This is a genomic window from Janthinobacterium sp. HH104 (genome assembly GCF_001758715.1).
Classification (GTDB): Bacteria; Pseudomonadota; Gammaproteobacteria; order Burkholderiales; family Burkholderiaceae_D; genus Janthinobacterium; species Janthinobacterium aestuarii.
The window spans coordinates 59,148-72,216 of the sequence record NZ_LRIB01000054.1 but is presented as its reverse complement, the minus strand read 5'-3'; the positions used below and the strand labels follow the sequence as shown (position 1 = coordinate 72,216).

13 protein-coding genes and 1 tRNA gene are annotated in these 13,069 nt (G+C 61.8%); 3 read left to right on the top strand and 11 right to left on the bottom strand.

The annotated features are described in order from the left end of the window. The 4 genes from JAB6_RS25010 to JAB6_RS24995 all read right to left on the bottom strand — a co-directional run bounded on the left by JAB6_RS25010 (position 1) and on the right by JAB6_RS24995 (position 2,769). Positions 1-519 (bottom strand): sigma-70 family RNA polymerase sigma factor, encoded by a 519-nt coding sequence (locus JAB6_RS25010; RefSeq protein WP_070305551.1) that lies wholly within the window; start codon positions 517-519, stop codon positions 1-3. A 195-nt stretch (positions 520-714) separates the two neighbouring features. After that, positions 715-1,806, bottom strand: a complete 1,092-nt coding sequence (gene ychF, locus JAB6_RS25005; RefSeq protein ID WP_034753282.1) for a redox-regulated ATPase YchF — start codon at positions 1,804-1,806, stop codon at positions 715-717. A gap of 154 nt (positions 1,807-1,960) precedes the next feature. Continuing rightward, entirely contained in the window at positions 1,961-2,194 is a 234-nt protein-coding gene (locus JAB6_RS25000; RefSeq protein WP_070305318.1) for a helix-turn-helix transcriptional regulator, read from the bottom strand. Continuing rightward, positions 2,194-2,769, bottom strand: a complete 576-nt coding sequence (locus tag JAB6_RS24995) for a DUF2975 domain-containing protein (RefSeq protein WP_070305316.1) — start codon at positions 2,767-2,769, stop codon at positions 2,194-2,196. Before JAB6_RS24995 ends, JAB6_RS25000 begins: the two co-directional genes overlap by 1 nt. A 118-nt stretch (positions 2,770-2,887) precedes the next feature. On the opposite strand from JAB6_RS24995, the gene JAB6_RS24990 reads away from it, so the two are divergent. Then, the gene (locus JAB6_RS24990) at positions 2,888-3,985 is read left to right on the top strand and encodes a serine hydrolase (protein ID WP_070305314.1); all 1,098 of its coding nucleotides are present in this window, start codon (positions 2,888-2,890) and stop codon (positions 3,983-3,985) included. On the opposite strand, the gene pth is transcribed toward JAB6_RS24990, so the two are convergent. The 7 genes from pth to JAB6_RS24955 form a co-directional block, all read right to left on the bottom strand. Further along, on the bottom strand, positions 3,986-4,570 hold the full coding sequence (pth, locus tag JAB6_RS24985) for an aminoacyl-tRNA hydrolase (protein WP_034753275.1): 585 nt from the start codon (positions 4,568-4,570) through the stop codon (positions 3,986-3,988). It abuts the gene before it with no gap. A gap of 115 nt (positions 4,571-4,685) precedes the next feature. Next, positions 4,686-5,294, bottom strand: a complete 609-nt coding sequence (locus JAB6_RS24980) for a 50S ribosomal protein L25/general stress protein Ctc (RefSeq protein ID WP_035824067.1) — start codon at positions 5,292-5,294, stop codon at positions 4,686-4,688. 166 nt (positions 5,295-5,460) lie between these two features. Further along, complete coding sequence (locus JAB6_RS24975) at positions 5,461-6,411, bottom strand: ribose-phosphate pyrophosphokinase (protein ID WP_034753270.1); 951 nt, start codon at positions 6,409-6,411, stop codon at positions 5,461-5,463. 149 nt (positions 6,412-6,560) lie between these two features. Next, positions 6,561-6,637, bottom strand: a tRNA-Gln gene (locus tag JAB6_RS24970). Between the two features lie 78 nt (positions 6,638-6,715). Then, positions 6,716-7,600: a 4-(cytidine 5'-diphospho)-2-C-methyl-D-erythritol kinase gene (gene ispE / locus JAB6_RS24965; RefSeq protein ID WP_070305313.1), complete on the bottom strand. Its 885-nt coding sequence runs from the start codon at positions 7,598-7,600 to the stop codon at positions 6,716-6,718. Continuing rightward, positions 7,597-8,232, bottom strand: coding sequence for an outer membrane lipoprotein LolB (locus JAB6_RS24960; protein ID WP_070305311.1), 636 nt, complete (start codon positions 8,230-8,232; stop codon positions 7,597-7,599). Before JAB6_RS24960 ends, ispE begins: the two co-directional genes overlap by 4 nt. A gap of 78 nt (positions 8,233-8,310) precedes the next feature. Beyond that, positions 8,311-10,113, bottom strand: a complete 1,803-nt coding sequence (locus JAB6_RS24955; protein ID WP_070305309.1) for a tetratricopeptide repeat protein — start codon at positions 10,111-10,113, stop codon at positions 8,311-8,313. A gap of 168 nt (positions 10,114-10,281) precedes the next feature. Between JAB6_RS24955 and mutM the strand changes: the two genes are divergently transcribed. Continuing rightward, positions 10,282-11,118, top strand: a complete 837-nt coding sequence (gene mutM, locus JAB6_RS24950; RefSeq protein ID WP_046681687.1) for a bifunctional DNA-formamidopyrimidine glycosylase/DNA-(apurinic or apyrimidinic site) lyase — start codon at positions 10,282-10,284, stop codon at positions 11,116-11,118. A gap of 21 nt (positions 11,119-11,139) precedes the next feature. Then, a complete protein-coding gene (locus JAB6_RS24945) occupies positions 11,140-13,041 on the top strand; it encodes a dynamin family protein (protein ID WP_070305307.1) in 1,902 nt (633 codons plus the stop codon). Positions 13,042-13,069 lie beyond the last annotated feature (28 nt).

Sequence of the window (13,069 nt, the reverse complement as noted above, 5' to 3'; positions counted from 1 at the left end):
TCAGGCGCCTTGGGCGTGCATGGCCTGGTAGCAGGCCAGCAGGCCGGCGGCGATGTATTTTTCGACGGACGAGACGGACACCTGCAATTCGGTGGCAATGTCGCGGTAGCTCAGGCCATCGAGTTTGCACAGCAACAAGGCCTTGCGTGCCTTGGCGGGCAGCTGGTGCAGCACGGCGTCGATTTCCGTCAGCGCCTCGATCACCAGCGCGCGCTCTTCCTCGGACGGCGCCAGCGCTTCGGGCACCAGGGCCAGCACTTCCAGGTAGGCCGTTTCGATCTGGCGGCGGCGGTACAGGTCGATGACCATGCCGTTGGCGATCTGCGTCAGATGGCGGCGCGACTCCCCGGCCGGCGGCACCCTGCCCGTCTTCATCAGGTGCAGGTACACGTCGTGCGCCAGGTCGGCCGCATCGAAGGCATTGCCGAGTTTACGGCGCAGCAAGCCACGCAGCCAGTGATGGTGGTCGGTGTACAGACTGCTGACTTGCTGCTGAAGCGCTAACTCGGCGGTGCTCACGATACCCTTCCTGTCGCCAACGGCCGGCAAGAACAGGCGCATCGGATTATAAATGAGAATTATTCTCATTATATAGTAAAAAACAGGACAGCCGCAACCATATCCCGCACCCGCTGGGCCATCCGGGCAATAAAAAACCCTGCAAATCAATGACTTGCAGGGTTCGTGGCGGCTCCGTACGGGAGCGGGTCGGGATTAGACGTTGAACAGGAAGTTCAGCACGTCGCCATCCTTGACCACGTATTCCTTGCCCTCGGCGCGCATCTTGCCCGCTTCCTTGGCGCCCGCTTCGCCCTTGTAGGCGATGAAGTCGTCATAGGCGATGGTTTGCGCGCGGATGAAGCCGCGTTCGAAGTCGGTGTGGATCACGCCGGCCGCTTGCGGTGCCGTGGCGCCCACAGGGACGGTCCACGCGCGCACTTCCTTCACGCCTGCCGTGAAGTAGGTTTGCAGGCCCAGCAGCTTGTAGCCGGCGCGGATCAGACGGTCCAGGCCTGGCTCTTCCATGCCCATGTCGGCCAGGAAAGCGCCCTTGTCGGCATCGTCCAGGTCGGCGATTTCCGCTTCCAGCGCGGCGCAGATGGCGACGATAGGGGCGTTTTGCGATTGCGCATAGGCCGTCAACTGGTCCAGCAGCGGGTTGTCCGTGAAGCCCGAATCGGACACGTTGGCCACGAACATGGCCGGCTTGGCCGTGATCAGGCACAGCGGCTTGATCAGTTCCATTTCGTCGGCGTCCAGGCCCATGGCGCGCACGGGCTTGGCGTCGTTCAGGTAAGGCATCATGCGTTCCATGATGGCCAGCAGCTTGGCCGCATCCTTGTCGCCCGAGCGGGCTTTCTTGTTTTCGCGGTGGATGGCTTTTTCCACGGTGCCCATGTCGGCCAGCGCCAGTTCGGTCTGGATGACTTCGATATCGTCGAGCGGGTTGATCTTGCCAGCCACGTGGATGACGTTGTCATCTTCGAAGCAGCGCACGACGTTGACGATGGCGTCCGTTTCGCGGATGTGCGACAGGAACTGGTTGCCCAGGCCCTCGCCCTTCGATGCACCGGCCACCAGGCCGGCGATGTCGACGAATTCCACGATGGCGTTGACCATGCGTTCCGGCTTGACGATGGCGGCCAGCGCATCCATGCGCGGATCCGGCACTTCGACGACGCCGACGTTCGGCTCGATGGTGCAGAACGGATAGTTTTCAGCCGGGATGCCGGCTTTCGTCAGTGCATTGAACAGGGTGGACTTGCCGACGTTCGGCAAGCCGACGATACCGCATTGGAGACTCATGGAAAACCTTTAATTAATCAATTTTGCCGGCAAGCGGCTGGTGCAAAAACGGCCTGTACCGGCGTTTTCTGGATAATCTTGCTGTATTAATGCTCGTAAGGGTCAATTGTACCTCTATGCACCCAACTCTTCAAAAAAACCGCCCTCTGTGCCGCTAACTGCCGCCATCCCCGCCGTCCGGCTGCGACGCATCGAATTCCAGGATGTCGCCGGGCTGACATTCGAGCATTTCGCAAATCTTCGACAGGGTATCGAAACGCACGCCGCGCACCTTGCCCGATTTCAAGAGAGACAAATTCTGTTCCGTGATGCCGATGAAGGCGGCCAGTTCCTTCGATTTCACTTTTTTCCTGGCCAGTACCAGGTCGAGGCGCACGACGATACCCATCAGATGAACCCGCTGTTTTCATCGGCCAATCGCTTGCCTTCATGGAGGATTTGCGCCAGCGCAAAGAAAATGGAACACAGCAGCAAGGTCCACAGGTCGCCGCCCGTGATGTCGATGACCAGGCGCAACTGGCTCGTCCCCTCTTCCAGCAAGCCGAACAGCATGCCGCGCACGGTCGGTTCCAGCAACGTCAGCACCGTTCCCAGCAGCAAACCGCCCGCGAAACGGCGAAAGTGCCGCGCTACCTGCGGCGTAAAAAACACGCCCTGCTCGAACTGGCGCAAGACCGCGGCCAGCTGGCGCACGGCGTCACCCAGCACGCACAAGGCCGGCAAGGCCAGCGCCAGGCCCAGTCCCCGCTGCCACAAGGGCATGGCGGCCAGGCGCTCGAATGGCTGGCTCTGCAATTGCAGCAACAGCTCATACATGCCGGCGTTGCCGACGGCTCCCTGCACGGCCGGCGCGGGCGCCAGCCAGCCCAGCACCGTCAGCAGCAGGTACAGCAGGAAGAATCCCGAAACGCCGTAGCGCACGCGCCGGCTCAGCGCCGCGGGCGCCGTCTGATTTTTTTTCATATTTAAAAGTATACGAAAGCGGCTACTGCCGTTAGAATAAATTATCGTAAAACAATAATTAAATCATGTTTTGCGAACATTTTAGCATGTTCCATCACCCTTATCGACTGGAGACACCATGAAAACCCTGCTTGCCTCGCTCGTTTGCAGCACCGCCTTTTTACTCAGCGGCGCCGCCCGCGCCCATGACGTGAACGCCATGTTGCAGCAGGCGCTGGCCGACAAGAGCGTGCCGGCCATGGCCATACTCGTGATTCGCGACGGCAAGATCGATGCGCAGGCACAAGCTGGCGTGCGCGCCAATGATGGCCACGATGCCGTGCGCGCCGATGATGTGTGGAATATCGGCTCGGACGGCAAGGCCATGACGGTGACCCTGATCGCGCGGCTGGTGGAACGGGGCGTGCTGTCGTGGGACGCGCCGCTGTCGCGCATGCTGCCCGCGCTGGCTGGCGGCATGCGCGCCGAGTACCGCGACGTCAACCTGATGGATCTGCTGTCGCACCGCGCCGGCCTGCCGCCCAATCCCGACGAGGCGTGGATCAATTCCACCTACGCGGACACGCGCCCCTTGCCGCTGCTGCGCCAGGAATACGCGCAGCGCGCGCTGGCCGACGCGCCAGTGGCCGCGCCGCGCGGCGAATCGCACTACTCGAACAGCGGCGCCATGATCGCCGCCGCCATCGCGGAAAAAGCCACGGGCAAGACGTATGAAGAATTGATGCAGGCCGAAGTGTTCGGCCCGCTGGGCATGCGGGCCGCGTTCGGCCCCACCGTGCGCGGGCAAAATCTGGGGCATAAGGAAGGCAAGCCGATTGCCGGCTTGATGGCCAGCAATCCGCTGATGATGGCGCCCGATGGGGAGATTCACCTGAGCATGCAAGACTGGGCCAAGTTTGCGCTTGATCAACTGCACGGCGAACAAGGCAAGGGCAAGCTGTTGAAACGGGAAACGTATATCTTGCTGCACACGGCGCAGGGCGACACGAATGCAGCCCTGGGCTGGGGCGTGATGCATTTTCCACCGCAAGCGCCGCAGCGTGTGCTCACCCACCTGGGCTCGAACGGCTACTGGCACGCGCTGATCGCGCTGGCGCCCGGCAGCGGCGACGGCTTGCTGATCGCCGCCAACGCGGGCGAAGGCAGCAGCGCCCAGGCCAGCCAGCAGCAGATGGCGAAAACCATCATGGCCGGCTTCGGCCAGGCAGGAAAATAACTAGGCCGTATGCAGTTTCATGGTCGCGGCTTCGAACTTGCCTTCGACGATCTGCGGCATCACCTGCAAGGATTTGTCGATCGCTTGCTCGATCAGTTCCTGGTCTTCGCGGCGCGGGCGGTGCAGCACGAAGTCGGCCACCTGCTGCTGCAGGCTCAGGGTGCGCGGATGGCCGATGCCCAGGCGCAAGCGCCAGTAATCCTGCGTGCCCAGCGCGGCCGTGATGTCTTTCAAGCCATTGTGGCCACCGGCCGATCCGCCTTTTTTCAGGCGCGCGATGCCGGGCATCAGATCGAGTTCGTCGTGCACGACCAGCACTTCATCGGCGGCGATCTTGAAGAAGCGCGCCAGCGCGCCCACGGACTGGCCCGAGCGGTTCATGAAGGTCAGCGGTTCGAGCAGCCAGACTTCGTTGCCACCGATGGAGGTCTTGGCCAGCATGGCGTTGTAGCGCGAATCGCGCTGCAAGCGCGTGCCGGGCAAGCTGTTGGCAAGATTGTCCACCAGCCAGAAGCCGGCATTGTGGCGGGTTTGTTCGTATTCGGGTCCCGGGTTGCCGAGGCCGACGATCAGGCGTATGGGCATGGCTGTGTCTGCAGTGTAAAAGAAAGCATTATCGGTGAAAACAGGCAGAAAAAAACCCGCGCGGCGAACCTGGCGGGTTTTTCCTTGCGACTACCGCATTGCTGCGGCGGCAAAATTACTTCTTGTCAGCAACAACTTCAGCAGCAGCGGCTTCAGCAGCAACGTGGCCAGCCGGTACCGAAGCGGTAGCGATGGTCAGGTTGGCGCCGTGGGTGACAGCGGTCACGCCAGCTGGCAGGACCAGGTCGCCAACGTGCAGCGAGTGGCCGACGTCGATGTTCGACAGGTCAACGTTGATGAATTCTGGCAGTTTGCCTGGCAGGCAAGCTACTTCGATTTCATTGGCAACGTGGCTGATGGTCGCGCCGTGCAGTTTGACTGCTGGGGAAACGTCAGCGTTGATGAAGTGCAGAGCCACTTTCACGTGGATAGGCTGCGATGCGTCAACGCGCTGGAAGTCAGCGTGCAGAACCAGTTGTTTGTATGCGTGGACTTGGAAGTCGCGCAACAGAACTTGCTGGGAAACGCCGTCGATTTCCAGGTCCAGGATCGACGAGTGGAACACTTCTTTTTTCAACGCGTGGTACAGGGCGTTGTGATCCAGCGAGATCAGCACAGGGGCTTCAGCGCCACCGTAGACGATACCAGGGGTTTGGCCGGAAATGCGCAGGCGGCGGCTCGCTCCGGAACCTTGCAATTCGCGTTTAAATGCGATAACTTTCATGTGAAACTCCAAGAAGAACAAGGCTTGCGCCTTGTGTTATGAGGATGCCCGCGACCAGGAATCCTCGGAAATGGGGTGCAAAACACCCCGAAAATTAAAACACTGCGGCGCAACAGGCAAAAAGCCGGTCGCGCCGCAGGCATTACGTCTGTTACTGCTGATCGAATCAGTCGATGAACAGCGAGATGACGGAGTCACCCTTGATGATGCGTTTGAACGTCTCGGCCAGCAGCGGCGCGCACGTCAATTGACGGATCTTGCCGCAGGCCAGGGCCGCTTCGGACAGGGGGATCGTATCGGTCACGACCAGCTCATCGAGTGGCGACGCCGAAATACGGTCGATCGCCGGGCCCGACAGCACCGCGTGCGTGCAATACGCCACGACTTTTTTCGCGCCGCGCTCTTTGAGCACTTCGGCAGCCTTGGTCAGGGTGCCTGCCGTGTCGACCATGTCATCCATGATCACGCAGTTGCGGCCTTCGACTTCACCGATGATGTTCATCACTTCGGACACGTTCGCTTTTGGACGACGCTTGTCGATGATGGCCAGGTCGCAGCCCAGGCGTTTTGCCAGGGCGCGCGCACGTACCACACCGCCGACGTCCGGCGACACCACCAGCAGATCTTGGTAGTTTTTCTTTTGCAGGTCACCCAGCAAAATTGGCGAAGCGTAAATATTGTCGACTGGGATATCGAAGAAACCTTGAATCTGGTCGGCGTGCAAGTCCATGATCAGGACGCGCTCGACACCGGCTTCTTCCAGCATGTTCGCCACCACCTTGGCCGAAATCGCCACACGCGCGGAGCGTGGACGACGGTCTTGGCGGGCGTAGCCGAAGTAAGGAATGGCGGCGGTGATGCGGCCAGCGGAAGCACGTTTCAAGGCATCAACCATCAGCATGATTTCCATCAGGCTGTCGTTGGTTGGAGCACAGGTGGATTGCAAAACAAAAACATCCTTGCCGCGTACGTTTTCGTTAATCTCGACCATTACTTCGCCGTCGGAGAATTTCGAAACGTTTGCTTTACCGAGAGGGATGCCGAGGTTTTTTGCGACCCCCTCTGCCAACGCTGGATTCGCGTTGCCGGTAAAAACCATCAGGTTTTCGTAAGCCATGGGAGTCCCAAGAGGTGATATAGAAGTCTTGAAAAGCACTAACCGGGCATAGGCCCGGTCAGTCATGTTTAGAATATGCCGCGTGGCGGCACATCTGCTTTTTCCCGTACTGGACGCCAACTTCGCATCGACAGACTACGGTGAAATGGTGGCAGGGGAAGAAGGATTCGAACCTTCGCATGCTGGAATCAAAATCCAGTGCCTTAACCAGCTTGGCGATTCCCCTACGTTACTGACTGCTTGCCGTCATGTTGGCCAGTATTATACCGACTATTTGACGCTAAGCAAAATCTTTTTTTGCTCTCTACAACATGGTGAGCATCGGGTGGCGATTCAGCGCTTTTGCCTTCCAGGCGATCCAGACTGGTGGCACATTGCTGAGCACCGCATCCGCTTCTTCCTGACTGCCAAACGCACTAAACACACAAGCACCGGAACCAGTCATCCTGGCCTCACCGTAAGCACCCAGCCATTCTACCGCATCTGCTACCGGCTTGAAAAGACTGCATGCTACTTGCTGTAAATCATTCTTACCAAACCCGCCCGCATCGTTTCCTTCTGCGAGGTGCCTGGAAAAGTCCGCTATTGTGACGGGTTCGGTATTTCTCGTCAAGCCTTCCGCGCAAAAAATTGCGGCGGTCGGCACTTGTACGCCAGGCTCGATCACGACATACCAGCACTCGGGCGTGGCAACGGGCTGCAAGGCTTCGCCCACGCCTTCGGCAAAGGCATTCTCGCCAAAGATGAAAAACGGGATATCGGCGCCCAGCGGCAAGCCCAGCGCCATCAATTCCTCGCGCGTCAAACCTGCCTGCCACAGGCGGTTCAAGGCCATCAGGGCCGTCGCAGCGTCGGACGAACCACCACCCAAGCCGCCGCCCATGGGCAGCACCTTGTCGATGGCGATATCGACGCCGCGCGGCAAGGCGCCCGTGCGGCGCAGCACTTCGGCCTGCAGCAGTGCCGCGGCGCGGATGATCAGGTCTTGCTCCTCCGGCACGCCGGCCAGTTCAGTCACGCGGCGGATCGCCGTGTCGTCGCGCAGCGTGAAGTGCAAGGTGTCGCCATGGTCGAGCAACTGGAACACCGTCTGCAGCAGATGGTAGCCATCGGCGCGGCGGCCGTTGACGTGCAAAAAGAGGTTCAGCTTGGCCGGGGCCGGGCAGTTATTCAGGGTAGTCAACTTCATTGTGCTTGAGCAGATGGGGCATCGAGCACGATGCGCAGCGAGACGGCATCGGCCTGCGCGCTGGCATTGCGTTCGGCATCGATACGCCGCGGTTGGGGCAAGGCGCCCGGTGTATTGTCAGACGCATCTTGCCACGACACATAGCGCAAGCGCCAGCCGTCTTTCGTGGTGACGCTGTCGTTGGCCGGCGAAGCGACGAAGCGCTTGCCGTCGGCACCCACGGCATGGCCTTGCAGCCAGTCGCGCAAGCCCGACACGGGCAAGGACCAGCCCAGCATCTGCGCGCTCAGGGCATCGACATCGGGCGCGCTGCGCGGCGCCTTGCCGCTTTGCGTCAACACGGCTTGCTGCGGCGTGACGGCGATCGTCGCCAGGGTGCTGCCGACGGGCGAATACAGGGTCACGTCCGTGCGCTGCGCCGTCTGCTGCCAGTTGAAATTGACGGTGGCCGATTCGGGCTTGTCATCCTTCTGGTACACGACGTTCAGGCGGCCCGTCAGCTCGACCTGTTCGCGGTAGGGCGCGACGCTCTGGCCCGATGGGGCGACGGACGACGCAAACGGAGATGACAGGGTCGAGCAGGCCGAGAGGGACAGGCAAAGGGCGGTGAGAGCAAAGAGGTTTTTTGACATGGGAATTATAAAGAACCAGCAGCTTAAAGCTGGGGTCAGACCCGGCGGGTCTGACCCCTGATTTTAGTTAACATTGCGCTACAAACTGACATTCAAGCGCGCCAGCGTACTTTTCAGCGCATCGTTTTTCGGGTCCTTGCTTTGCGCCTCGCGCCACAGCTTTTGCGCTTCGGCCTTGTCGCCCTTCTGCCACAGCACTTCGCCCAGATGGACGGCGATTTCCGGATCGCTACGCACGGCATAGGCGCGGCGCAGCGCGTTTTCCGCCGCGGCCAGGTTACCCATGCGGAACTGCACCCAGCCCATGCTGTCCATGATGAACGGGTCGCCGGGCGCCATCTGCAGCGCTTTTTCGATCAGCGTATGGGCTTCTTCCAGGCGCAGACCCCGTTCGGCCAGCGAATAACCGAGCGCGTTGTACGCGTGCTGGTTGTCGGGCGCCAGCGCCATCACGCGGCGCAAGCTCGCTTCCATCAGCTCGAATTTATCCAGGCGCTCGGCCAGCAAGGCGTAGTCGTACAGCAGTTCCGGATTGTCGGGGAAACGCAGCAAGGCGTTTTCCATCACCGTGTACGCGCTTTGCACGTAGCCGGCGTCGCGCAGGAATTGCGCATCGACCAGCAGCACCTGCGCCTGGCTAACCGGATCGTCCGTTTCGATTTCCGTCAGCGCCTTGCGCGCCGCATCGAGATTGCCGCCGCGGGCGATCAGCTGGGCGCGGCGCAAGCGCGCCTCGACATAGCCGGCCGACGCGCTGTTGTCGACCTTGTCGAGCCAGGCGATGGCGCCGGCCGTGTCGCCGCGCGTCTCGGCGATCTGCGACAGTATCATCAGGGCCTTGAACGGATCGCGCGTATCGCCAGGATTTTTTTCCAGCACGGCTAGGAAGCGCTTGAAGTACTGCTCCGCGCCCTTGGTGTCTTCCAGCTGCAGCGCCACGATGCCGAGCGCATACAGGGCGCCCACGTTATCGGGCTGGCTTTTCAGCAGCAGCAGGAACTGCTCGCGCGCCGGCTCCAGCTGCTTTTGCTCGACCAGCAGGCGCGCATACGCGCCGCGCACTTCGACGGCGTCCGGATTCCTTTGCAGGAACGTGGCCAGCACCTTGTTTGCCGCCTCGGGTTCGCCCGTCACCTGCGCCAGGGTCAGCGCGGCCAGTTCGGAGTTCGGCTTGATGGCCAGCGCCTTGTTCGCTTCACGGATGGCGCGGTCACGCTCGCCAAGCGACAAGGCGCCCTGCGCCAGCACCAGGTGCGCTTCGAACATGTCCAGGTAAGGCTGCACCAGGCGCGTCATCATCGAATAGGCATACAGCTTGTCATTCGAGCGCGACAAAATCTGCTGCATCTGGAACAGGGCCACGCCGCGCGCGCCACCCGGCGCATTGGCCAGGCGTTCGGCGAAGATCGGTTCCGCTTCCTCGATCTTGTCGGTCAGGACGACAAAGCCAAGGAAGAATTGCGTTGCCTCGTCCGAGTCGGGCGCCAGCTCGCGCCACAGACGGATGGCCGCCAGCGCTTCGCTGCCCTGCTTGGCGGCCAGCGCCATTTCGGACGCGCGGCGCGCCAGGCGCGGATCGCGCGTCTGCTGCGCCGCCACCATCATCGTCACGTACGGCCCTTGCCACTGCCCGCTCTTGAATTCCATTTCCGCACGGGTCAGCTTGTACAGCAGGTCGCTGCTCAATTCGACCTTGGGCAAGCCATCCGCCTTGGCGTCTGCTTTGGCGTCCACCTTGGACTCGGCGCCCTCTTCCTGCGCCGCGGCGGGCGCGGACGCAGAGGGGCTGGCCGCGGCATCGGCAGGGGCGACAGGCGTCTGTGCCATGGCATGCGTGGCCATCAGGGCGGACAAGGTTACAATGGCGAAAGCGTTTTTCAAAGGCTGATCCTGGCTAAACGGCAAAGTTTGATTCTACGCCCAACGCGACTATCGCGTACTTCACGTATGTAACGAAATATATACGTCGTGGCGGCGTAGCCTGCCAGGGCCAGCCCTCGGCCGGCAACCCGCCTGTTTTTTTACCCGGTTTTCAACCATTCGAGCCCTATGCCAGAATTGCCAGAAGTCGAAGTCACACGGCGCGGTGTCGCGCCCCACCTCGAAGGGCGCGCCGTGCGCTCCGTCGTGCTGCGCCGCGACGGCTTGCGCTGGCCCTTCCCCCCTGCCCTGGGCGAACAATTGTCGGGGCAAACCATCGGCCTGACGGGTCGGCGCGGCAAATACCTGCTGATCCACTTCCGCCACGGCACCCTGATCATCCACCTGGGCATGTCGGGCCATTTGCGCGTGCTGCCGACGGGGACGGAAGCGCAAAAGCATGACCATTTCGACCTCGTCGTGGAAGATGCGGACGGCGGCAGCCAGGTGCTGCGCATGACGGACCCGCGCCGCTTCGGCGCCGTGCTGTGGCACGACGAGGCCGACGGCCCGCTGGACGGTCACGCGCTGCTGCGGGGACTCGGCACGGAACCGCTGGAAGGCGGCTTCACGGGCCAGCTGCTGTTCGAAAAAACGCGCAACAAGGGCACCAACATCAAGCAGGTGCTGATGGCGGGCGACATCGTCGTCGGCGTGGGCAATATCTATTGTTCCGAAAGCCTGTTCCGCGCGGGGATCAACCCGAAGACACCAGCCCGGCGCATCGGCCTGGCGCGCTACGAAAAACTGGCGCAGGCGATCCGCGACGTGCTGGCCGAAGCCATCGTGCAAGGCGGCAGCACCCTGCGCGACTTCATCGGCGTGAACGGCCAGTCCGGCTACTTCCAGCAGACGTATTTCACGTACAACCGCGCGGGCAAGCCCTGCCGCGTGTGCGGCGCGCCTATCCGCCAGATCGTGCAGGGACAGCGTTCCACGTTCTACTGCGTGAATTGTCAAAAGTAAGTCATAGGTAAAGGGGAGCAGATGGTCAGAGACCTGGAACAATACAGCGCCTGGCGGCAGGACGTGCAGGCCGCCTTGCAGGCATACCGGCAAGCCGCCAGCGCGGCGGGCCTGGTCGACGGCGCCTCCGCGCTGCGCCTGGCGCGCTGTGGTTCCCGCCTGCTCGACGACCGTTTATCTGTCGCCTTCGTGGCGGAATTCTCGCGCGGCAAATCCGAGCTGATCAACGCCATCTTCTTTGCCGGCTACGGCCAGCGCATCCTGCCATCGGGCGCGGGCCGCACCACCATGTGCCCCACCGAGCTGCTGTACGACGCGGCCTGGCCGCCCTCGATCCGGCTGCTGCCCATCGAGACGCGCGCGCAGAACCTGTCGACCAGCGACTACCGCGACCTGCCCGCCGCCTGGACCATTCTGCCCCTGAATATCGAGGCCGGCGGCGACATGCAGGAAGCGATCCGCCAGGTCAGCCTGACGAAAAAAGTCAGCGTCGAGGAAGCGGCGCGCTACGGCCTGTACGACGCCGACGACGCGGATGCTCCCGCCATGCTCGACGAGGACGGCCAGGTGGAAATCTCCATGTGGCGCCACGCCATCATCAACTTCCCCCATCCGCTGCTGAAACAGGGCCTGGTCATCCTCGACACGCCGGGCTTGAACGCCATCGGCACGGAACCGGAACTGACCCTGAACCTGATCCCGAATGCGCACGCGGTGCTGTTCATCCTGGCGGCCGACACGGGCGTCACGCGCAGCGATATCGAGGTATGGCGCAACCATATCGGCGCCGGTGCGGGGCGCCTGGTGGTGCTCAACAAGATCGACAGCATGTGGGACGAATTGCGCGGCGATGCCGAGGTGGCGCAGGCGATCGAACGCCAGCAGGCCAGCGTGGCGCATCTGTTGACGCTGGACGCGAGTCAGGTTTTTCCCGTCTCGGCGCAAAAAGCCTTGGTAGGCAAAATCAACGACGATGCGGCGCTGCTGGAAAAGAGCCGCTTGCTGCCGCTGGAGACGGCCCTGTTCGAGGAGCTGATCCCCGCGCGCAAGGACATCATCCGGCGCCAGCTGGCATTCGACCTGGACGCCATCGAAGCGGCGCAGCAGGTGCAGGCGGCGGCCCGCGCGCGCGGCATCGCCGAGCAGTTGCATGAGCTGCACAGCCTGCGCGGCAAGAACCAGAGCGTGATCGCACACATGATGCGGCGCATCGACATCGAGAAAAAGGAATTCGACAGCAGCCTGTTCAAGCTGCAGGCGACGCGCGCCGTGTTTACCCGCCTGTCGACGGAACTGTACACAAGCCTGGGCATGGACATCGTGCGCGACGATATCGACGGCGTGCGCGCCGCCATGCAGCGCAGCCGCTTTTTCACGGGCCTGCGCGAAGCCGTGCGCCAGTATTTCGAGCGCATTGCCAGCAACCTGGACCGCTCGGAAGGCAAGACGGCCGAGATCACGGAAATGATGAACGTGATGTACCGTAAATTCGCCTCCGAACATGGTTTGGCACTGGCCTTGCCGATGCCGTTTTCGCTGGCCCGCTACCGCCAGGAGATCGCCGACATCGAAGCCGTCTACCATAAGCAGTTCGGCACGGCGACCCTGCTCACCACCAGCCGCGTCGTGCTGATGGAAAAATTCTTCGACACCATCGCCTCGCGCGTGCGCCGCAGTTTCACCAACGCCAATGACGACGCCAGCGCCTGGCTGAAAGTCATCATGGCACCGCTCGAAGCGCAGATCGTCGAGTACAAGGAACAGCTGAAACTGCGCTTTGCCTCGATCCAGCGCATCCACGACGCGACGGGCAGCCTGGAACAGAAAATCGCCGGCTTCGAGGCGAGCCTGGCGGCGCTCGAACGCGACAAGGCGCAGCTGGCGCAATTGCTGGCCACTTTGCGCGCGGCCAGCGCAACATAGACAACAGAACACTGGAATCCTGCATGAA